Raw genomic sequence first — 21,607 nt, 5'->3', positions numbered from 1 at the left:
CTGGTTTCTGCCTACATCATCGCGCTCCCCCAGCCACAACCCCTGGAAATCAGAGGCTGTAGTACATGTCGAATTCGACCGGGTGCGTGGTCATGCGCAGGCGGTTCACATCGGCCATCTTCAGGTCGATGTAGGCGTTGAGCATGTCGTTGCTGAACACGCCGCCGCGGGTCAGGAACTCGCGGTCGTTGTCCAGCGCTTCCAGCGCCTGCTCCAGCGAGGAGCACACGGTCGGGATCTTGGCGTCTTCTTCCGGCGGCAGGTCGTACAGATTCTTGTCGGCCGGATCGCCGGGGTGAATCTTGTTCTGCACGCCGTCCAGGCCGGCCATCATCAGGGCCGAGAAGGCCAGGTACGGGTTGGCCAGGGGGTCCGGGAAGCGCGCTTCGACGCGCCGGCCCTTCGGGTTGCCCACGTACGGGATGCGGATCGAGGCCGAACGGTTGCGGGCCGAGTAGGCCAGCTTGACCGGGGCTTCGTAGTGCGGGACCAGGCGCTTGTACGAGTTGGTGCCCGGGTTGGTGATGGCGTTCAGGGCGCGGGCGTGCTTGATGATGCCGCCGATGTAGTACAGCGCGAATTCCGACAGGCCGGCATAGCCGTTGCCCGCGAACAGGTTCTGGCCGTCCTTCCAGATCGACTGGTGCACGTGCATGCCGGAACCGTTGTCGCCGACGACGGGCTTGGGCATGAAGGTGGCGGTCTTGCCGTAGGCATGGGCCACGTTGTGCACGATGTACTTGACGATCTGGGTCCAGTCGGCACGTTGCACCAGGGTGCTGAACTTGGTGCCGATTTCCAGTTGGCCGGCGCCGGCCACTTCATGGTGGTGCACTTCGACCGGCACGCCCATCTGTTCCATCAGCAGGCACATTTCCGAACGCATGTCCTGGAACGAATCGACCGGGGGAACGGGGAAGTAGCCGCCCTTGACCGCGGGACGGTGGCCGGTGTTGCCGCCTTCGAATTCCAGGCCGGTGGACCAGGAGGCCTCTTCCGACTTGATCTTGACGAAGGTGCCCGACATGTCGGTGTTCCAGGTCACGCCGTCGAACACGAAGAATTCGGGTTCCGGACCGAAGTAGGCGGTGTCGCCCAGGCCCGAGGCCTTCAGGTAGGCTTCGGCGCGCTTGGCCAGCGAACGCGGGTCGCGGTCATAGCCCTTCAGGTCCGACGGTTCGACCACGTCGCACGACAGGATCAGGGTCGGCTCTTCGCGGAACGGATCCAGGTTGGCGGTCGACAGGTCGGGGATGAGCAGCATGTCGGAGGCTTCGATGCCCTTCCAGCCCGGGATCGACGAACCGTCGAAAGCCTGCCCGCTTTCCAGCTTGTCTTCATCGATAGCGGAAGTGGGCACCGACACGTGGTGCTCGCGGCCAACCGTATCGGTAAAGCGGAAATCCACGAATTTGACTTCGTTGTCGGCGATCTGTTTCAGGACGTCTTTCGGGCTTGCCATGTCATCTCCATTAGATAAAAGGGTCGAGGGCTGTGCCGCTCGACTGGCATAAAAGAGGGAAGCAATAAGCGTGCCAGGTCCCACCCCCGGGATTGCCCGGGGAGGCCTGTGAGGTCATGGGGCAATGTAGCACCATTTTGGTGCAAATGATGGGGCATTATTGCCCCATCATGGTGCTTTATTGCTACAGGAACATTTCCTGCAGGTCGTTCAGGAAGCGCCAGCCCAGGGGCGTGGCCCGCAGGCGGGTGGGATCGGCGTCCAGCAGGCCCTTGGCGGACGCTGCCTCCAATTGGTGCGCGATCGCGGCCAGCGACAGGCCGGTGCGCTCGTTGAACAGCGTGGCCGCGACGCCGTCCTTCAGACGCAGGGCGTTCAGCATGAACTCGAAGGGCAGCTCGTCGGGGCCGACCTGGCGGCTCTCCGCCAGGTGGCTGCCGTCGCCGGCGGCGGCCGCGCGCATCCAGGACTCCGGGCTGCGCAGGCGCGCCTCGCGCACGATGCGGTCATGGAACGACAGTTTGCCGTGGGCGCCCGGCCCCAGGCCGAGGTAGTCGCCGAACTCCCAATAGTTCAGGTTGTGGCGGCAGCGCGCCCCGGGCCGGGCATAGGCCGAAACCTCGTAGCGCGCCAGGCCGGCCGCGGCCAGCTCGGCCTCGACCGCGTCCTGCATGGCGGCGCTGGCGTCGTCGTCCGGCAGGTCCTCGGGCGGGAACTTGGCGAAGACGGTGTTGGGCTCCATCGTCAGGTGATAGAGCGACAGGTGCTCGGTGCCGAAGCCGATGGCCTGGCGCAGGTCGGCCACGCAGGCGTCCAGGGTCTGGCCCGGCAGCGCGAACATCATGTCCAGGTTGACGCGCGGCGCGGCGCGCTGGGCCATCTCGATGGCGGCGCGGGCCTGGGCCGCGTCGTGGATGCGGCCCAGCTTCTTCAACTGGGCGTCGTCGAAGCTCTGGATGCCCAGCGAGAAACGGGTCACGCCGCTGGCGGCGTAGTCGCGGAAACGGCCGGCCTCGGCGGTGCCGGGATTGGCCTCCATGGTGATTTCCGCATCGGGCCACATGTTCAGACAGGCGCGCAGCATGGCCAGCAATTCGTCCAGGCCGGCGGCCGACAGCAGGCTGGGCGTGCCGCCGCCGATGAACACCGAAACCACCTGGCGCCCCCAGATCGACGGCAGCGCCTGCTCCAGGTCGCTGCGCAGCGCGTCCAGGTAGGCGCGTTCGGGAATCTCGCCGCCGGGCGCGGCGTGCGAATTGAAATCACAGTACGGGCACTTGCGCACGCACCACGGCACGTGCACATAGACCGACAACGGCGGCAGGCTGGTCAGGGTGGCGCCGGCCGGGGTGACCAGGCGCGAGCGGGCCGCGCCCATTTCGGAGCGGATGGGGATGGTGATGGACATTCGTGTTCCTGGCGGCGGCGCACACGCGCGCCGGGGTCAAGCCTGGTTCAGCTTGCTCAGCAGTTCGCGCAGCGCGCGGGCGCGATGGCTGATGCGGTTCTTTTCCTCGGGATCGAGCGCGGCGGCCGTCAGGCCCTGGTCGGGCAGGTAGAAGTGCGGATCGTAGCCGAAGCCGTTCTCGCCTTCCGGCTGGTCGATGATTTCGCCCTGCCACAGGCCTTCGCCGATCAGCGGGCGCGGGTCGTTTTCACCGCGCACCAGCGCCAGCACCGCCACATAACAGGCGCTGCGGTCGGTCGCCGACGCCAGCTTGTCGACCAGCAGCGCGTTGTTGGCCTGGTCGGATTTCTCGCCGCCATGCATCTTGGCGTAGCGCGCCGAATACACGCCCGGAGCGCCGTCCAGCGCGGCCACGCACAGGCCGGAATCATCGGCCAGCGCCGGCAGCCCGGTCAGGCGGCTGGCATGGCGAGCCTTGGTCAGCGCGTTCTCGACAAAGGTGACGTGGGGCTCCTCGGCCTCGGGCACGCCCAGGTCGCCCTGGGGCACCAGCTCGATGCCGAGCGGGGCGAACAAGGCGGAGAACTCACGCAGCTTGCCCGGGTTGTTGGATGCCAGCACGACGCGGCGCAGGGAATCGGGAATCTTGGGGGAAGTCATGGCCAAATTGTATAGGGCGCGGTCACCGGCCCGGGCGGCATGTTACGTGTAAGCGCAACAACACAGACATATTTCGTCGTCAATATGGGCAATCTTGTCACTGATCGTATCTGAACGCCCCGGCGATGAACCCACTTCACGCTTTGCCACGGCCGGTTGCGGCCAGCGCGCCCACCCATTCCGCCGGCGCCGCTGCGCCAGCCCCCGTCAGCCTGGCCGGCATCCTGCGCGAACGGCTGCTGCGCCCCCGCTTCCAGCCGGTGATCGACCTCTCGCACAGCCGCATCTATGGTCATGAAAGCCTGATCCGCGGCCCGGTCGACACCACACTGCACTTTCCCGACGCCCTGTTCGCCGAGGCCCGCCGCCAGGGCCTGCATCCGCAACTGGAGCTGGCCAGCTTCCGGGCCGGCGCCCAGGGCTTCGACCAGACCGCGGCCGCCGGCAAGCTGTTCCTGAACCTGTCGGGTTCGGCGCTGATCCACTACTGGACGCTGTGGGGCGACGAAATGCCGCTGCGCCTGCTCAAGGATTGCACGCTGGCGCCGTCCAACATCATCGTCGAACTGACCGAGCAGGATCCCCTGTCCGAGCACATGTCGACGCTGGGCAACGCCTTTGCCTGCCTGCGCGAATACGGCATGCGCATCGCCCTGGACGACTATGGCGTGGGCAATTCCAACCTGCAGTTGTGGGCCGAGATGCAGCCCGATCTGGTCAAGATCGACCGCTACTTCTTCAACGGCATCGGCCATGACGATCGCAAGCAGAACATGGTGCGCGCCATCCTCAAGGTGGCGCAGTACCTGGGCACGGCCATCGTGGCCGAGGGCATCGAGACCGCCGAGGACTTGGCGGTGGTGCGCGACCTGGAGATCCGCTACGCCCAGGGCTGGCTGCTGGGACGCCCCGACGAAGCCCTGCTGACCGAACTGACCCCGCCGCTGCGCGACTCGCTGCGGGTGCGGGCGCCCGCCCCACTGTCGCAGCGTTCGACCGGCGGCACCGCCGCCAGCCTGCGGGTCGAGGCCCCGGCCGCGCTGCTGCACAAGCACACCAACGACGACGTGCACCGCCTGTTCATCGAGCACAAGAGCCTGCACGCCGTGGCGGTGGTCGACGGCGACAACCGGCCGGTGGGCATCATCAACCGCCGCGACTTCTCCGAACACTACGCGCAGCGCTACACCCGCGAACTGTTCGGACGCGACGCCTGCTCGACCTTCATGAACGGCGAACCGGTGCTGGTGGACCTGGACGTGTCGATCGACCAGTTGAGCCACGTGCTGATCTCGGAAGACCAGCGCTACCTGATGGACGGCCTCATCATCACCCGCGACGGCCGCTACGACGGCCTGGCCACCGGCGAGACGCTGGTGCGCTCGGTGACGGAGATGCGCATCGAGGCCGCGCGCTACGCCAACCCGTTGACCTCGCTGCCGGGCAACATTCCCATCAGCCGGCACATCGCCACGCTGCTGGAGGACGCCGCCGATTTCACCATCTGCTACGGCGACCTGAACAACTTCAAGCCGTTCAACGACGTCTACGGTTACTGGCGCGGCGACGACATGATCCTGCTGACCGCCGACATCATCAAGCGCCACTGCGATCCGCTGCGCGATTTCGTCGGCCACGTCGGCGGCGACGACTTCGTGGTGCTGCTGCGCAGCGCCGACTGGAACGAGCGCATCCAGCGCGTCATCGCCGAGTTCAACGAGCGCGCCATCGACCTGTACGACGACGAGGGCCGCCGCAACGGCGGCATCGAGGCCGAGGACCGTTACGGCGTGCCGCGCTTTTTCCCGTTCGTGACGCTGGGGGTCGGCGCGCTCACCGTCACCCCTTCCCTATGCGAGCGCATCCGCCCGGAGGACATCGCGTCGGCCGCTGCCCATGTCAAGCACAAGGTCAAGCATGGGAACCTGTCGCTGGTGACCGAGCGCTACAACGGCGGCGCCCTGCCGCAGCTCGTGCGCTGAAGCCTGCCCGGCGGCCTCCTGCGTCGCCTGGTCGATCTGGAATACCGACACCGCGCGCCGCAGGCCCTGGGCCTGCTGTTCCAGCGCGGCGGCCGCGGCGGCGGTCTGTTCGACCATTGCCGCATTCTCCTGGGTCGAGCGTTCGATATCCGCCACGGCGTCATTGACCGAGGCGATGCCCGCGGCCTGCTCGGCCGTGGCGCTGGAGATTTCCGCCACGATCTGGGTCACGCGGTCGACCGAGGCCAGCATGTCGCGCATGGTGTCGCCGGCCAGGTTGACCTGGCGCACGCCGGCCTCGACGCGCGCGGCCGAATCCTCGATCAAGCCCTTGATTTCCCTGGCCGCCTGGGCGCTGCGCTGGGCCAGTGAGCGCACTTCTCCCGCCACCACCGCGAAGCCCTTGCCCTGCTCGCCGGCGCGGGCGGCTTCCACCGCCGCGTTCAACGCCAGGATGTTAGTCTGGAAGGCGATGCTGTCCACCACCCCGACGATCTCGCCGATGCGGCGCGCGCTGTCGGCAATGCCCTGCATGCTGGTCACCACCTCCTGCACCGCCTGGCCGCCGCGCTGGGCCAGTTGGGTCGCGCTGAGCGCCTGGCGGCTGGCCAGATCGGCGTTGCCTGCGGTCATCTGCACTGTATGGGCCAGTTGCGTCATGTTGGCCGCGGCCTCCTGCAGCGAACCGGCCTGGCGCGCGGTGCGGTCCGACATGTCGGCGCCGCCGGCCGCGATCTCGCCCGAGCCCGTATGGATCTCCTCGACACCATGGCGCACCGACGCCACCGCCGCCGACAGGCCGGTCTGCATGCGGCGCATGGCCGAATACAGCACGCCAATCTCGTTGTCGCCATGGACGGCGATGTGGCCGGTCAGGTCGCCGTCGGCGATGCGGTCGAAATGCGCGCCGGCCTCGTTCAGCGGTCGCAGGATGCGGCGGCGAAAGCCCAGCCGGATCAACACCGCCAGCACCAGCACGAAGCCCAGCACCACCGCGGCCACCACGGTCACGCGCTGCATGGTCTGGCTGGCCCCGGCCACCGCGGCCTGGCCCTGCTGGCGCGCATAGGCCTGGTAGGCGTCGGCCTGCTTCACGTAGGCCGAGCCAGATGCCGGCAACACCTTGTCGACCAATCGATTCACCTCGATGCCGTTCCAGCCCTTGATGGCCTTGAACATGGGCGCCAGCGTCTGGTCGGCAAAAGCGGCATAGGCCGCCAGCGCCTGGTCGAACAGCGGCGCGCCCTGGGCGCTGGTGTCGGGATTGGCTCGCAGCCGCGCCAGGCTGGCAGCGGCCTGCCTGAGCAGCGCATCGGCATGGTTCAGCGACTGGTCGCGGGCTTCCTCCAGCCCGCCCTCCATGGCCGTCTTGGCGTCGGTCAGCGCGGCGCGCGCCTGGAACAGGCTGCTGGTCATGTCCGACAGGTCGCTGGCGCGCTCGATACTGCCCCGCCCCAGCGCCTCGATGTCGGCGCGGTTTTCGCGCAGCACGAAGATCCCGGCCGCCGCGGCCAGCGCGAACAGCACCACAAACACTGCCAGAATGGCGGAAACCGCCGTCGTCACCCTGAGATTTTTCCGCATATCCATCCGTCTGTTGCATCGCCACACAGGCGCATCGGCGCGATTATGGGGATGCAGTTTGGCAATTTCTTGACACAACCCGGCCCCCCGCATGACGAACGGCCGTCACACAAATGCGCTTTTGCGAACAGGAACCCGGTATTAATGAATTGTGAATTGGCAGGCGCGGCGCCTTGCGGCACATTCGATCCTGTCCCGAATTCCATTTCACTGTCGACATCGCAGCCCACCCCATGCCTCACGCCTCCCACGCCTACCAGGACATCCGCGAAGCCGTCCGCGACCTGTGCGCCCAATTCCCCGCCGAATACTTCCGCAAGGTCGATGAAGAACGCGGCTACCCCGACGCCTTCGTGCGCGCGCTCACCGAAGCCGGCTGGCTGGCCGCGCTGATTCCCCAGGAATACGGCGGCTCGGGCCTGGGCCTGACCGAGGCCTCGGTCATCATGGAAGAGATCAACCGCAGCGGCGGCAACTCGGGCGCCTGCCACGGCCAGATGTACAACATGGGCACCCTGCTGCGGCACGGTTCCGAGGCGCAGAAGCGCGAATACCTGCCGCGCATCGCCGCCGGCGAGCTGCGCCTGCAGTCGATGGGCGTGACCGAGCCCACCACCGGCACCGACACCACCAAGATCAAGACCACCGCCGTGCGCCGCGGCGACCGCTACGTCATCAACGGCCAGAAGGTCTGGATCTCGCGGGTGCAGCATTCCGACCTGATGATCCTGCTGGCCCGCACCACGCCGCTGGATCAGGTCACGCGCAAGTCCGAGGGCATGTCGATCTTCCTGGTGGACCTGCACGAGGCGGTCAAGCACGGCATGTCGATCCGCCCGATCCCCAACATGGTCAACCACGAGACCAACGAGCTGTTCTTCGACAACCTGGAGATCCCGGCCGACAACCTGATCGGCGAGGAAGGCAAGGGTTTCAAGTACATCCTGGACGGCCTGAACGCCGAGCGCACCCTGATCGCCGCCGAGTGCATCGGCGACGGCTACTGGTTCGTCGACAAGGTCACCGCCTACGCCAAGGAACGCATGGTGTTCGGTCGCCCCATCGGCCAGAACCAGGGCGTGCAGTTCCCCATCGCCCGCGCCCACATCAACGTCGAGGCCGCCAGCCTGATGCGCTACGAGGCCTGCCGCCTGTTCGACGCGCACGAACCCTGCGGCGCGCAGGCCAACATGGCCAAGCTGCTGGCCGCCGACGCCTCCTGGGAGGCCGCCAACGCCTGCCTGCAGTTCCACGGCGGCTTCGGCTTCGCCACCGAATACGACGTCGAGCGCAAGTTCCGCGAGACCCGTCTCTATCAGGTCGCGCCGATCTCGACCAACCTGATCCTCTCCTACGTCGCCGAACACATCCTGGGCCTGCCGCGCTCCTTCTGACCATGACCCCCGACACCTCCCACCCCAGCGCCACCCTCGCCGCCTTCGCCGCCAACCTGCGCTTCGAGGACATCCCCGCCCCGGTGCTGCGCCGCGCCGAAGACCTGTTGCTGGACTGCCTGGCTTCGATCCTGGCGGGCGCCGCGTCGCGCCCGGTGCTGGCCATCGACCGCTACGCCGCCGCCATGGGGCCGGCGGACGGCCCCAGCGAGATCCTGATCAACCGGCGCCGCACCTCGCCGGTGTTCGCCGCCATGGTCAACGCCGCCGCCGCCCACGTGGTCGAGCAGGACGACGTGCACAACGGGTCGGTGTTCCACCCCGCGGCCGTGGTGTTCCCGCCGGTGCTGGCGGTGGCCCAGGCGCTGGGCCGCAGCGGCCGCGACCTGCTGGTGGCGGCCGTGGCCGGCTACGAAGTCGGCATCCGCGTCGGCGAATTCCTGGGCCGCTCGCACTACAAGATCTTCCACACCACCGGCACCGCCGGCACGCTGGCCGCCGCCGCGGCCACCGGCCGCCTGCTGGGCCTGTCGCCCGCGGCCATGCTGGACGCCTTCGGCTCGGCCGGCACGCAAGCGGCGGGCCTGTGGGAGTTCCTGCGCGACGCCGCCGATTCCAAACAACTGCATACCGCCCGCGCCGCCGCCAACGGCATCGCCGCGGCCTACCTGGCGCAGGAAGGCTTCACCGGCGCGCGCCACATCCTCGAAGGGCCGCAGGGCATGGCCGCCGGCATGTCGAGCGACGCCGACCCGGCCCGCCTGACCGACCGCCTTGGCACGCGCTGGGCGCTGGCCGAAACCTCGTTCAAGTTCCATGCATCGTGCCGCCACACCCATCCGGCGGCGGACGCCCTGCAACAGGTGCTGCGCGAACACAAGCTGGCCGAAAGCGATATCGCGCGCGTGGTGGCGCACGTGCACCAGGGCGCCATCGACGTGCTGGGGCCGGTGGTCGATCCGCGCACGGTGCACCAGTCCAAGTTCTCGATGGGCACGGTGCTGGGCCTGATCGCGCGCCAGGGTCGCGCCGGCCTGCCGGAATTCGACGCCGCGCTGGACGATCCGGCGGTGGCCGACTTCCGCGGCCGGGTCACGATGGAACTGGATCCGGAAGTCGACGGCGCCTATCCGCAGCGCTGGATCGGCAAGGTCACGGTGCATACCCGTGACGGCCGCGTGCTGCACGGCCGCGTCGACGAACCCAAGGGCGATCCCGGCAACACCCTGTCGCGCGACGAGATCGAAACCAAGACGCTGAGTTTGGGCCGCTATGCCGACGCCGCCACCGAGGCCGAGCTGCGCGGCCTGATCAAAGCGATCTGGGACCTGGAGCGGGCCGGCAAGGTGGGCGCCCTGCTGCCCTGAGGCCCGCGCCGGCCGCTTACGCCAGCGCCGCCCGCTGCGCCCGCACCAGGCCGGCGATGCCGCTCTCGGCCAGGCCCAGCATCGCGTCCAGTTCGGCGCGCGTGAAGGTCGCGCCCTCGCCCGTGCCCTGCACTTCCACGAAGGCGCCGCTGCCCGTCATGATGACGTTGACGTCGGCGTCGCAGGCCGAGTCTTCCTCATAGTCCAGGTCCAGCACCGGGCGGCCCTGCACCAACCCGACCGACACCGCCGCCACCGCGTCGCGGATCGGGTTCACGGCCAGGTCGCCGCGTTGCATCAGCAGCGCCACCGCGTCGGACGCGGCCACCCAGGCGCCGGTGATGCTGGCGCAGCGGGTGCCGCCGTCGGCCTGCAGCACGTCGCAATCCAGGTGCAGCGTGCGCTCGCCCAGCGCCCGCATGTCGAACACGGCGCGCAGGCTGCGGCCGATCAGGCGCTGGATCTCCTGGGTGCGGCCGCTCTGCTTGCCACGCGCGGCCTCGCGGTCGCCGCGGGTATGGGTGGCGCGCGGCAGCATACCGTACTCGGCCGTGACCCAGCCCTCGCCTTTGCCCTTGAGGAATGGCGGCACCTTTTCCAGCACGCTGGCCGTGCACAGCACGTGGGTGTTGCCGGCCTTCACCAGTACCGACCCTTCGGCGTAGCGCGTGAAACCGCGCTCCAGGCTGAACGGCCGCAGTTCGTCGACGGCGCGGCCCGACGGGCGGGCAATGGCGGTGGCAGAGGTCATGGCAAGGCTCCAATCAGATTCGGTTGGCGGCATTGTACGGGCTGCCGGTCGCTGCCCCGCCCGGGTTTGGAGTATCCTGCCGCGATACACGGGTTGCATATACCCGCCCGCGTCCGCGCACGACGGACAGGCGGAACCGGCGCGGCCCGATCCAAAACAAGCAACAGGATATCGACACCATGATTCGCAGCATGACCGCCTTCGGCAACGCCCGGGCAGACCTGGAACAAGGCACGCTGGCGCTGGAACTGCGCAGCGTCAACAGCCGCTTCCTCGACCTCTATTTCCGCCTGCCCGACGAGCTGCGCCACGTCGAGACGCCGCTGCGCGAACTGCTGACGGCGCAACTGGGGCGCGGCAAGGTCGAGATCCGCGTGTCCTACACCCGCAACGTCAGCGCCGACCTGTCCAGGCTGGACCCCGCCTGGCTCGAAACGCTGGCCGAACAACTGCAGGCCGCGCGCCGCGTCCTGCCCGACATCGCCGCCCCGCGACTGGTCGAGCTGTTCAACTGGCCCGGCCAGCGCGCCAACGACGCGCTCGACCCGCAGGTCTGGGGCGCCGCCTGCATGCAGGCCGCCCAGGAAGCGCTCAAGCAGTTGCAGGAAGGCCGCGCGCGCGAAGGCGAACGCTTGGCCGGCATGATGCGCGACTGTGCAGACGGCGTGGCCGCCATCGTCGAACTGGTGCAGAACCACCTGCCGCAGTTGCTCGCCGACCACCGCGACAAGCTCGCCGCCAAGCTGCGTGAAAGCGTGGAAACGGCTTTCCCCGGCGGTTTCACCCATATCTCGGGCGCCGAATTGTCCGAGCGGCTGTCGCAGGAAGCCAACCTGTTCGCGCTGCGCATCGACGTCGCCGAGGAACTGTCGCGCCTGCGCTCGCACGTGGCGGAGCTGCGCCACCTGCTGACCGACGGCGGCGGCAAGGCCGAAGGCAAGAAAAACGCCGGCAGCGCCGGCAAGCGCCTGGACTTCCTGTTCCAGGAAATGAACCGCGAAGCCAATACGCTGGGTTCCAAGGCCGGCAGCATGGAAGTCACCCGCGCCGCCATGGACCTGAAGCTGCTGATCGAGCAGATGCGGGAACAGGCGCAGAACATCGAGTGAGGTGCAAACGCCGAGGCCGCCGCATTACCTAGCGGCCTTGGCCGGATGCAATAGGGCCGCGGAGTTCCGCGGCCTTTCTTCATCGCCCGCCAGTGCCCGGCGCAGGCGCCGTCTCCGGCCCGACCGTGGCGGGCTCGCCGCGCAGGGCCGAATCCAGGTAGGCGCTGCGCGCCCGGGCGTCCGGGAAGGTCATGTCCTTGTAGCTGACGAAGCGCGAGCCCTTGGCCAGGCGGTAGCCCAGCCAGATCAGCAGGAACAGCGGAATGCCGATGTAGGTGGCCGCGACGCCGCCCCAGTCGATGCGGTGTTCCAGGAAGGCCTGGTAGTTCTGGCCCAGCGTGATGATGAGACAGAGCACGAAGGCGAAGATCGGGCCGAACGGGAAGAACGGCGACACATAGGGCAGATCGGCCAGGTTGCGGCCCTGCTTGACGTAGCCACGGCGGAACCGGTAATGGCTGATGGCAATGCCCAGCCAGGCGATGAAGCCGGTCATGCCCGAGGTGTTCAGCAGCCAGATGTAGACCGCCTTGGGGCTGAAGATGAACGAGAAGAAGCACAGCGCCGCCACCACGGTGGTGGCCAGCAGCGCCCACAGCGGCACGCCGTTGCGCGCCACCCGGCCGAAAATACGCGGCGCCTTGCCGTCACGCGCCAGGCTGTAGAGCATGCGGGTGGCCGCGTACATGCCGGAATTGCCGGCCGACAGCACCGAGGTCAGCACCACCGCGTTCATGATCGAGGCCGCCGCCAGCAGCCCGGCGCGTTCGAAGATCAGCGCGAACGGACTGACGCTGACGTCGGTGACGTCATTGCGCAGCAAGTGCGGATCGGTATAGGGAATCAGCAGACCGATCACCAGGATCGCCATCACGTAGAACAGCAGGATGCGCCAGAACACCTGGCGCACGGCGCGCGGCAGGTTGCGCGCGGGGTCCTTGGATTCGCCGGCGGCGATGCCGATGAGTTCGGTGCCCTGGAACGAAAAGCCCACTACCATGGCCACCCCGATCAGGGCGGCGAAACCGCCGGCGAACGGCGCGTCGCCCACGGTCCAGTTGGCCACCCCGCCATCCTCGCCGCCGCGGATGATGCCCAGCAGCATCATCACGCCCATGGCGACAAACGCCAGCACGGCGATCACCTTGATCAGCGCGAACCAGAATTCGGCCTCGCCGAAGCCGCGCGCCGACAGCGCATTCAACCCGAAAGTGATGGCAAGGAACAGCGCGCTCCAGTACACGCCCGGCACGTCGGGAAACCAGTACGCCATCACCAGTTGCGCGGCCACCAGGTCCACCGCCACCGTGACGGCCCAGTTGTACCAGTAGTTCCAGCCCAGCGCGAAGCCGAAGCCATCTTCGACATAGCGCGCGCCGTAGGTCGAGAACGACCCGGACACCGGCATCGCGGCGGCCAGCTCGCCCAGGCTTGTCATGAGGAAATAGACCATCACGCCGATCAACACATAACCCAGCAGCGCCCCGCCCGGACCGGCCTGGGCGATGGTGGCGCCGGAGGCCACGAACAGCCCCGTCCCGATGGAGCCGCCCACCGCGATCATCGTCAGGTGGCGCGCCGACAGGGCGCGGCGCAATTCGGACGGTTCTGCCGCCCCCTTCTTGCCGCCGTCGCGGTGCTGGTCGTGTTCCGTCAATGCCAAAGTCGTGTTCCTTCAGAGCAAAAAAGCCCCCGCGGATTGTGCCCCCGGGCGCCGTGGGATTTCCACGCAACGCGCGAGCATAGCGCAACTGCCCCCGGTCGTCGAAACGGCCGGGGGCAGGCGTGGATCCGTCCCCGCGCGGGGGATATTCACGCAGGGGCTATTGAAACGCCGTTTCCATGAAGGTGCGCAGCTTGCGCGAATGCAGCCGCTCGGGCGGCATGTCGCGCAGGCGTTCGAGCGCCCGGATTCCGATTTCCAGGTGCTGATTGACCTGGCGGCGGTAGAACGCGCTGGCCATGCCCGGCAATTTCAATTCGCCATGCAGCGGCTTGTCCGACACGCACAGCAGCGTGCCGTACGGCACGCGGAAGCGGAAGCCGTTGGCGGCGATGGTGGCGGACTCCATGTCCAGCGCGATGGCGCGCGACTGCGCGAAACGCTCGACCAGCTCGACGTGGTCCCGCAGTTCCCAGTTGCGGTTGTCGATGGTGGCCACGGTGCCGGTGCGCATGATGCGCTTGAGGTCCCAGCCGGACAGTCCGGCGACCTCTTCGACCGCCTGCTCCAGCGCCACCTGCACCTCGGCCAGGGCCGGCACCGGCACCCAGGTGGGCAGGTCGTCGTCCAGCACGTGGTCCTCGCGCACGTAACCGTGGGCCAGCACGTAGTCGCCCAGCCGCTGCGAATCGCGCAGGCCGGCGCAGTGGCCCAGCATCAGCCAGGCGTGCGGACGCAGCACCGCGATGTGGTCGGTGATGGTCTTGGCATTGGACGGCCCCACGCCGATGTTCACCAGTGTGATGCCCGAATGGTCGCCGCGCACCAGGTGATAGGCCGGCATCTGCGGCAGGCGCTGCGCCTGGCCGTCGTCGGCCGGGCCGGATTCGCCGCGCCGCGTGATGCGGTTGCCCGGCTCCACCAGCATCTCGTAGTCTTCGTTGCCGCTGGCCATCAGCGCGCGGGCGCGGGCGCAGAACTCGTCGACGTAGAACTGGTAGTTGGTGAACAGCACGAAATTCTGGAAATGCGCCGGCGCCGTGGCGGTGTAGTGCTGCAGCCGGTGCAGGGAATAGTCCACCCGTTGCGCCGTGAAGGGCGCCAGCGGCTTGGGCTCGCCCTCCTTGCCGCGCCACGAACCGTTGACGATGGCGTCGTCGGTCACCGCCAGGTCGGGCACGTCGAACAGGTCGCGCAGCGGGCGCTTGAGCGCCTCGAGATGCTCGCCTTCGACATACGCGCCCTCGGGGAAAGCGAAGTGCAGCGGGATGGGCGAATCGGATTCGCCAACCTCGACCGCCACGCGGTGGTTCTGCAGCAGTTGGCCCACCTGTTCGATCAGATAGTCGCGAAACAGCGCCGGCTGGGTGATGGTGGTCTGGTAGATGCCGGGTTCGGCCACGTGGCCGTACGACAGGCGGGTATCGATGGGATCGTAGGTTTCCACCAGGATACGGATGGCCGGGTAATAGGCCCGGGCCCGCTCGCGGCCATTGGACGAGCCTTTCAGGACTTCGCGGAACGCCGCCCGCAGGAATGCCGTGTTGCGGGCGTAGATCTCCGCCAGCCGGTCGACCGCCGCCACCGCGTCTTGGTAGGGCTCGAAAGGAATGGCCTCGGGCCGGTTCATCGAGGACAAAGGGTGTACTGCGTTCATCATGCGCTGGACTCCGCTTTCTTATGGTCTTGTTTTCAGCGGCCGCTGTCGGCGATCAAACCGGCAAGGGCCGATGGCACCGATTATGCCCGACCCAATCGCTCGATGAAGTGCCATATTGGCCCGCCTGACCAGACGCCATCTGACGCCCGATCTCCGGCGCCAGGGTCGTCATTGCGATAGAAACAATATATCATTCCGTTTTTCCATTTTTACGCCCTGCCCATGCCGCCGGCCACCGGCTTTCGCCCCCGCCCGACTCAGCGCCTTGCCCGATGGGCGACGCTGGCGTGGCTGTGCGCCTGCCTGCTGCTGGCGCCGCTGGGCGGAGTGCGGCACGCGCTGGCGCACCTGTATGACGCACCCGAGTCCAGCCAGGACGCCGCGCATACCCCCGACAAGCTCGGCCACTGCGATCTCTGCCATATCTGGGATCTGCTGGACGCAACGCTGCCAGCCTCGTTTCCCGTCATCAACGGCAGTCCGCCCCGGCTGACGCCGCCGCCGCCCACCCCGCGCGGCGCCACGCTCGTCACCAGTCCCTGGTTCCAATCGCGCGCCCCGCCCGCCGCGGCCTGATCCCCTCGCGCCCGATTCCAACCGCCGCCGTCCATCGGCCGGCACCCAGGACTGCCACCATGTCTATTGCTTCTTCCTTTGCGGGGACGCGCTCGTCCCTGCGCGCCTTCACCCTCAGCCCGCTCGCCCTCGCCTGCCTGCTGGCCCTGCCGCAGGCCGCCCGCGCCCAGGCCGCCGCCGACGCCACCACGCTGTCGCCCGTCATCATCACCGCCAATCCGCTGGGCAGCGAAGCGCTCGCCTCGCCGTCGACGGTGGTGCAAGGCACCGGCCTCGACCTGCGGCGCGCCTCGAACCTGGGCGAAACCCTCAACGGGCTGCCCGGCGTCTCCACCACCACCTACGGCCCGATGGTGGGCCGCCCCATCATCCGCGGCATGGACGGCGACCGCATCCGCCTGCTCAACAACGGCGTCGGCTCGCTCGACGCCTCGTCCCTGTCGTTCGACCACGCGGTGCCGCAGGACCCGCTGTCCACCAACCGCGTCGAGATCCTGCGCGGCCCAGCCGCCCTGCTCTATGGCGGCAGCGCCATCGGCGGCGTGGTCAACACCATCGACAACCGCATTCCCACCGAACCCATCGACGGCATCCACGGCGACGTTGCCGGCAGCTACGGCGGCGCCAACAACGACCGCAACGGCGCAATCCAGCTCGAAGGCGGCGACGGCAACTTCGCCATCCACGCCGACGCCTTCAGCCGCAAGACCGGCGACCTGCGCATTCCCGGCTACGCCCGCACCTCGCAGCAACGCGCGATCGACGGCCCCGACCGGGACCAGCCGCGCGGCACCCTGCCCAACAGCGACGGCCAGGCCAGCGGCGGCGCGCTCGGCATGTCCTGGACCGGCGACCGCGGCTACGCCGGCCTGTCCTACAGCGGCTACGACTCGAACTACGGCTCGGTGGCCGAGCCGGACGTGCGCATCAGGATGCGCCAGGAACGCTTCGGCTTCGCCAGCGAGCTGCGCGACCTGGAAGGCCTGTTCACCAGCGTCAAGATGAACTTCGCCTACACCGATTACCAGCACAAGGAAATCGAGGACGGCGAGACGGGCACCATCTTCAAGAACCGCGGCTACGAGGCCCGCATCGAGGCCCGCCACGCCGACATCGGACCGCTACGCGGCGTGGTCGGCCTGCAACTGGGCCAGACGCGCTTCTCGGCGCTGGGCGACGAAGCGCTGGTGCCCACCACTGACACCGATTCCGCCGCGCTGTTCGCGCTGGAGGAATGGAAGATCAACGAGCGCCTGACGCTGAGCGCCGGCGCGCGCGCCGACCACACCCGCCTGACGCCGGGCGGCGGCGGCAACGAACGCTTCGATGGCTCCAACCGCCGCACCTTCACCGCCGGCAGCTTCTCGCTGGGCGGCATCTACAAGCTGGACAGCGCCTGGTCGGTGGCCGCCAACACCGCCTACACCGAGCGCGCGCCCACCTTCTACGAGCTGTACGCCAACGGCCCGCACGCCGCCACCGGCCAATACCTGCTGGGCGACCAGAACCTGGCCAAGGAACGCGCCTGGTCCGGCGACCTGTCGCTGCGCTACAAGAAGGACGCCGACAGCGCCAGCGTCGGCGTGTTCTACAGCCGCTTCTCCAACTACCTGGCCGAAATGAACACCGGCCGTTTCCGCAACGATGACGGCGACCTGGTCGCGGCCGGCGATGACGGCGCCCTGCCCGAGGCCCGCTACCAGGGCGTGTCCGCGCGCCTGTACGGCGTGGAAGCGGAAAGCAGCACGCGCGTGCTGCAATCGGGCGGCCACAAGCTGGACCTGGGCCTGTCGGGCGACTACACCGTGGCCCGCAACAGCGACACCGGCCGCTCGCTGCCGCGCATTCCGCCGCTGCGCCTGCGGGTGGGGTTGGACTACGGCTACGGCCCCTACAGCGCCGGCCTGAGCGTGTCCAAGGCCTTCGCCCAGCACAGCCGCCCGGACAACGACACGGCCACCGCCGGCTACTACAGCCTGGACGCCACCGCCGGCTACCGCTTCAAAGTCGCCGCGGTGCAATGGCAGGCATACGTGCGCGGCATCAACCTGACCAACCAGGACATCCGCTACGCCACCTCGGTGCTGCGCGACGTCGCTCCCGAAGGCGGGCGCGCCGTGATGGTCGGCCTGCGCGGCAGTTTCTAACCGCCAGGCGCGGCGCCCGTTACCTTTTCCCCACCGCCGCAGGTAACGGGCGCCCCGCCAGAATGCTGCATTGCACTACAAATGTAATGAAACTTTATTCCATTACAATGCGAAGGCAGTTTGCGAGGCTCAAGCCTCCCCTGCGCCCTTTTCCGCCGGCTTGTCTGACCCGACAAAGCCATGCCGCCCACTCCGATTCCTGAAGTGACGTAATGACGCCGCCTACGCGAAAAGCACGATCCGCCCTGTTCCGCCTGCCCGCATTCCTGTCCGCTCCCCTGCTGGCCCTGATGTTCTTCTGGTTACCCGGCGCCGCCCAGGCGTCCATCCCCTCCGAACAAGCCCGCGCCACCCTGTCCGGCCTGAGCCTGGCGCAGGAACCCACCGTGCCCACCCTGCGCGAACGCGTGGTGCAAGCCGGCCTGGCCGCCATCGGCACGCCCTACAGTTGGGGCGGCGACGACGCCGCCGAAGGCTTCGACTGCAGCGGCCTGGTGCTGTACGTGTTTCGCGAGATCGCCGGCCTGGAGCTGCCGCGCACCGCGCGCCAACAGCGCACCCAGGGCGACACGGTGTCCAACAAGAAGCAGCTCAAGCCCGGCGACCTGGTGTTCTTCGCCACCCGCGGGCGCGGCATCACCTCGCACGTGGGCATCTACATCGGCCAGGACAAATTCGTGCACGCCCCGCGCCGAGGCGCCAAGGTGCGCGTGGACGAGATGAAGAATCCGTATTGGTCCAAGCGCTATCTCGGCGCGCGCAGCTACATCGATACGGCCAAGGGCCAGATGCTGGCGCAGAAGTAGATAAGCCGCCGCGCTGTGTGCTGTGCTGGCGTCAGAACGAGCCAGCCCAATTCTGAAAGCTGACGCTCGCGGAGGGGCTGAGGCATGAGGCCGACTCCCGGAAAATTGGGGCGTTTGTGCCTGGTGTGAAACCCCTTACCGCCCGCCGACGGCCCTTTCACGTCATTGCTGTACTGCCCAAAGTCGGCAAAAGCCGTAGTCCCGCTTTATTTCCGGAGCAATGGCATCAGTTTTGGTGTGATCAGCTCTACTTCGTCAGTGCTCATCGGGTCGTAGGAGACAACGATATAGGCACCGCCCTCCAGCACATCAGCGCGGGCGACCTGGCCTTTGACGGCATTCACAACCTGCTCGGGGGTGAGGCCAAAATAGTTATTGCACTGTTCGCTGGCCCAGTAGTTGACCTGCCAGATATTGGAGCAAGTGGTCTCCGGCGAGCGGTCGCTTGCCATGAAGGTCTCGTAAGCCTCCTGACTCATTGAACGTAACGCTTCCCCAAATCGAACAAGCGTATCTAAGTCCTCCACTGTGACCCGAAAAGCGCCGAAGGTTCGCACATAGAAAGGAACTACCTCGTCGAATATATAGTGAAGGTTCTGTCCTTTCCTGGCTGCATTGAATTCGACAAAAAGGTGATCATGAAGGTAGTAAATATAGTCTGCATTTGGATCACGATTTCGGTTGCAGAGACCGATTTCAAGCCTTTTTGCACCACCCCGAAGGCGATAGTTAACTCCGTATGCTGTATTACCTGGTTTTCCGCCTTTTAGCGGCAATACATCAATACCACCGAGTCCCCACGGCTGGTCAAGTTCAGCCAACGCAGTGCAGAGGCCAGAGTAGAGAACCTTCACGTCCTCATTAAAGTTCATCTTGCGTAATACTCGAATGACGTTATAGCTCACTTACGTTTCCCTCTGGTTCGGACAGTAATTCGGTTAGAATACTTTGACTTTGAGTCGACACCAAAATTCAAATCTAGCTTCCTTTGCGCGTGGTTCGCCTTGGTACCAGTCGGCAAGTGCCACTCAGCATAAACGCCATTTTGATTTAGTGCAGATTGCTGCCGCGTTACGTCCTGAAGAGCCTTTGACCCTTCATACATTGAGTGAGTATTGTTCTTGCTGTCCAGAGGTATCAAGGTATTGCCTTGAATTTTATAGCCGTCGAAACGGACAATATTGAAACCTTTACCACGCGCTGAAGGTCCTGTCACGTCATTGTTGTACCGCAGAGTGAATACCAATCTCTGGCGGCTGTTCACATCACTCATCGCGCCCGGGGTTTGTGCATCATACTTGCCCGATGGTGTCGATATACCGGACGAAACTCGTTGATCCCCTCCCTGTGTAGTGAAAATCGCCCCAGTACCTGGTGGCAGCTTCTTGGCATCCTCGTAGGTATAAACGGGATATGAGTTGCCATTGACTTCGACGAAGGCGAAAGGTTTAACCGAAGACTTCGGGTCGTATCCGGGCCGCCGCGGGCGCCGATGCGCACATCGCCGCCCGCGGCCACGGCTGAACCGGCGGCCGTATCGGTAATGGCGGTGGATTTGCTGTCGCTTTTACTGGCGCCAACGGTGATGGCGCGCGCCATCGCTCAAGGCCTTTCTTGCCGCGGCGGTGAAAAATGCCGCGGTGGCAGGCGATCCCCCAGCGATTGCGGTGGCCACACGTCCGACGCCCAAGTTGGCCACGATCCGCCGTTTGGCTTAGGGGGTGGTGGACCGCACTTCTCTAACTTGTAGCACTGGGGAACGTACTGGTAGCCCTTCTTCTGCATGCAGCGTTTAAGCTCATCGCTGAATGCCATTGACTCTTTCAGATACTGTTCAAAAGTGAGCTTGTACTCATTCTTGACGGAGAAATCTCCGTTTCCCTTTCCGCCGCATTCCTTCCAATCCTGCCAACGGGTTTCCTCTGTTTGGCCATTGAGCGGCCAATACCACTCCATCGGGAGGACCTTGTGCCCGACCCAGGCGCTCAACACAGGATCGCAAAGGGTTTGCGACTCGGTGATGCTGCACAAATACCCCCCTTTTGTTGATATAGAAGCAGCCAGTCACCGACAGCAAAAAAGCGGAGACAAAAAATAGCCTTATCGTCGTTTTCATCGCTTCATCCTCAACAAAATGTCCAGCGCTTTCCATGCCTGGGGCGGCAGTGCTTCCGATAACGCAAAAGGAGTAGCGGGCAGGAGCGCAATGCCGGTCCAGGTGTCGTACATACCTTTCTGAAAAGGCGTCAGGCCACGCCAGGCATTGCCCTGCTCGTCGTAAAAGCCGCTCACAGTGCCGCCGATCAAGTCGCGAGCCACCACTGGCCTCGTGCGCCAGATCAAGGACTCGCCCAGGCAAATACGGAAAACCGAGAAGCGTTCCAGGCCTGCCCTGGGTTGCCGCCAGTGGGGCCGGACATGTCCTTGCCTTCACCGCATGACGGATATGCGCGCTTCAATTCGCTATCGCATTCTCCGACGAAGGTGTAGTTTTTTGCCTCCATGCAGAGTCGGATGCGATTGAATAATGCCATCGACTCTCTCCAATACTCCTCATGGGTTCGTGTTTTCTCGTCAATATCATACGATCCATCTTTCGCACCGCCGCACTCTTTCCAATCCTTCAATCGGGTCTTATCAGTTTGGCCCGTGAATAATCCATAATCTTCCACGCGGAGATTCGCTTTATATATATCCCAGTGCGCATTGTCGGCGCAGGCATTCGGCCCTTGTATGGGGCAGCAGCCAGCCGCCAACAGAGAAAAAAATAGAGGCAAGAATAATCTCATCATCGCTTTTATCGCTTCGATATCAGAAAATAAATATGCAGGGCAACACAGACAAGGTGACTGGAAGCATGTCAAAAAAGGGCTTTTCCCCGAAGCGCATTATCAAGGCGCCCCGCAAGACGGAAATGTGCGTCTGAATTTGCTATCGCATTTTCTGATGTACTGATAATTCTTCTTAAGCATGCACCGTTCCATGCTGAGAAACCTTGAATCGTCGTCGGTGTTAGCCCACCCATCCGGGCTTCCACC

16 protein-coding genes and 1 pseudogene are annotated in these 21,607 nt (G+C 65.9%); 7 read left to right on the top strand and 10 right to left on the bottom strand.

Translation table 11 applies throughout. The features are described 5' to 3' along the window. Positions 1–49: 49 nt before the first annotated feature. From glnA to rdgB, 3 genes are all read right to left on the bottom strand, one after another. Positions 50–1,462 carry a type I glutamate--ammonia ligase gene (gene glnA / locus HV783_RS04225; protein ID WP_049073515.1) on the bottom strand — a complete coding sequence of 471 codons (1,413 nt, stop codon included), beginning with the start codon at positions 1,460–1,462 and terminating at the stop codon, positions 50–52. 184 nt (positions 1,463–1,646) lie between these two features. Continuing rightward, positions 1,647–2,870: a radical SAM family heme chaperone HemW gene (hemW, locus tag HV783_RS04220; RefSeq protein ID WP_175188740.1), complete on the bottom strand. Its 1,224-nt coding sequence runs from the start codon at positions 2,868–2,870 to the stop codon at positions 1,647–1,649. 36 nt (positions 2,871–2,906) lie between these two features. Then, on the bottom strand, positions 2,907–3,530 hold the full coding sequence (gene rdgB / locus HV783_RS04215) for an RdgB/HAM1 family non-canonical purine NTP pyrophosphatase (protein WP_054502632.1): 624 nt from the start codon (positions 3,528–3,530) through the stop codon (positions 2,907–2,909). Between the two features lie 125 nt (positions 3,531–3,655). On the opposite strand from rdgB, the gene HV783_RS04210 reads away from it, so the two are divergent. After that, a complete protein-coding gene (locus tag HV783_RS04210; protein WP_231132851.1) occupies positions 3,656–5,512 on the top strand; it encodes an EAL domain-containing protein in 1,857 nt (618 codons plus the stop codon). A 150-nt stretch (positions 5,513–5,662) separates the two neighbouring features. Here HV783_RS04210 and HV783_RS04205 read toward each other — a convergent pair. Continuing rightward, a pseudogene (locus HV783_RS04205) lies at positions 5,663–7,096 on the bottom strand (methyl-accepting chemotaxis protein); the annotation flags it as partial. A gap of 233 nt (positions 7,097–7,329) precedes the next feature. Between HV783_RS04205 and HV783_RS04200 the strand changes: the two are divergent. Further along, entirely contained in the window at positions 7,330–8,490 is a 1,161-nt protein-coding gene (locus HV783_RS04200) for an acyl-CoA dehydrogenase family protein (protein ID WP_054502634.1), read from the top strand. Continuing rightward, positions 8,487–9,857: an MmgE/PrpD family protein gene (locus tag HV783_RS04195; protein WP_175167483.1), complete on the top strand. Its 1,371-nt coding sequence runs from the start codon at positions 8,487–8,489 to the stop codon at positions 9,855–9,857. The genes HV783_RS04200 and HV783_RS04195 overlap by 4 nt, the downstream gene beginning before the upstream one ends. Positions 9,858–9,873: 16 nt before the next feature. On the opposite strand, the gene rph is transcribed toward HV783_RS04195, so the two are convergent. Beyond that, positions 9,874–10,608 carry a ribonuclease PH gene (rph, locus tag HV783_RS04190; RefSeq protein ID WP_175167353.1) on the bottom strand — a complete coding sequence of 245 codons (735 nt, stop codon included), beginning with the start codon at positions 10,606–10,608 and terminating at the stop codon, positions 9,874–9,876. Positions 10,609–10,787: 179 nt separating this feature from the next. Between rph and HV783_RS04185 the strand changes: the two genes are divergently transcribed. After that, positions 10,788–11,717 (top strand): YicC/YloC family endoribonuclease, encoded by a 930-nt coding sequence (locus HV783_RS04185; protein WP_054502637.1) that lies wholly within the window; start codon positions 10,788–10,790, stop codon positions 11,715–11,717. Between the two features lie 79 nt (positions 11,718–11,796). Here HV783_RS04185 and HV783_RS04180 read toward each other — a convergent pair whose 3' ends face one another. Both HV783_RS04180 and HV783_RS04175 read right to left on the bottom strand, forming a co-directional pair. Beyond that, complete coding sequence (locus tag HV783_RS04180) at positions 11,797–13,380, bottom strand: amino acid permease (protein WP_269873904.1); 1,584 nt, start codon at positions 13,378–13,380, stop codon at positions 11,797–11,799. Positions 13,381–13,540: 160 nt separating this feature from the next. Then, positions 13,541–15,040 carry an AMP nucleosidase gene (locus tag HV783_RS04175; protein WP_369815833.1) on the bottom strand — a complete coding sequence of 500 codons (1,500 nt, stop codon included), beginning with the start codon at positions 15,038–15,040 and terminating at the stop codon, positions 13,541–13,543. 222 nt (positions 15,041–15,262) lie between these two features. Here HV783_RS04175 and HV783_RS04170 point away from each other — a divergent pair, with 222 nt between their 5' ends. The 3 genes from HV783_RS04170 (at position 15,263) to HV783_RS04160 (ending at position 18,569) form a co-directional block, all read left to right on the top strand. Next, positions 15,263–15,616, top strand: coding sequence for a hypothetical protein (locus HV783_RS04170; RefSeq protein WP_054502639.1), 354 nt, complete (start codon positions 15,263–15,265; stop codon positions 15,614–15,616). Between the two features lie 59 nt (positions 15,617–15,675). Further along, positions 15,676–17,763, top strand: a complete 2,088-nt coding sequence (locus tag HV783_RS04165) for a TonB-dependent receptor (RefSeq protein ID WP_064522999.1) — start codon at positions 15,676–15,678, stop codon at positions 17,761–17,763. Between the two features lie 212 nt (positions 17,764–17,975). Continuing rightward, a complete protein-coding gene (locus HV783_RS04160) occupies positions 17,976–18,569 on the top strand; it encodes a C40 family peptidase (RefSeq protein ID WP_175188739.1) in 594 nt (197 codons plus the stop codon). Between the two features lie 206 nt (positions 18,570–18,775). On the opposite strand, the gene HV783_RS04155 is transcribed toward HV783_RS04160, so the two are convergent. From HV783_RS04155 to HV783_RS04145, 3 genes are all read right to left on the bottom strand, one after another. Continuing rightward, positions 18,776–19,474, bottom strand: a complete 699-nt coding sequence (locus tag HV783_RS04155; protein ID WP_175142381.1) for a hypothetical protein — start codon at positions 19,472–19,474, stop codon at positions 18,776–18,778. A gap of 1,207 nt (positions 19,475–20,681) precedes the next feature. Beyond that, entirely contained in the window at positions 20,682–20,888 is a 207-nt protein-coding gene (locus HV783_RS04150) for a hypothetical protein (protein ID WP_175188738.1), read from the bottom strand. A gap of 20 nt (positions 20,889–20,908) precedes the next feature. Next, entirely contained in the window at positions 20,909–21,346 is a 438-nt protein-coding gene (locus HV783_RS04145; RefSeq protein WP_175188737.1) for a hypothetical protein, read from the bottom strand. Positions 21,347–21,607: the final 261 nt, after the last annotated feature.

Source organism: Achromobacter dolens (assembly GCF_902859745.1).
Taxonomy (GTDB): domain Bacteria; phylum Pseudomonadota; class Gammaproteobacteria; order Burkholderiales; family Burkholderiaceae_B; genus Achromobacter; species Achromobacter dolens.
The sequence above is the reverse complement of the archived record's forward strand: the minus strand, read 5'-3'. Positions and strand labels throughout refer to the sequence as shown.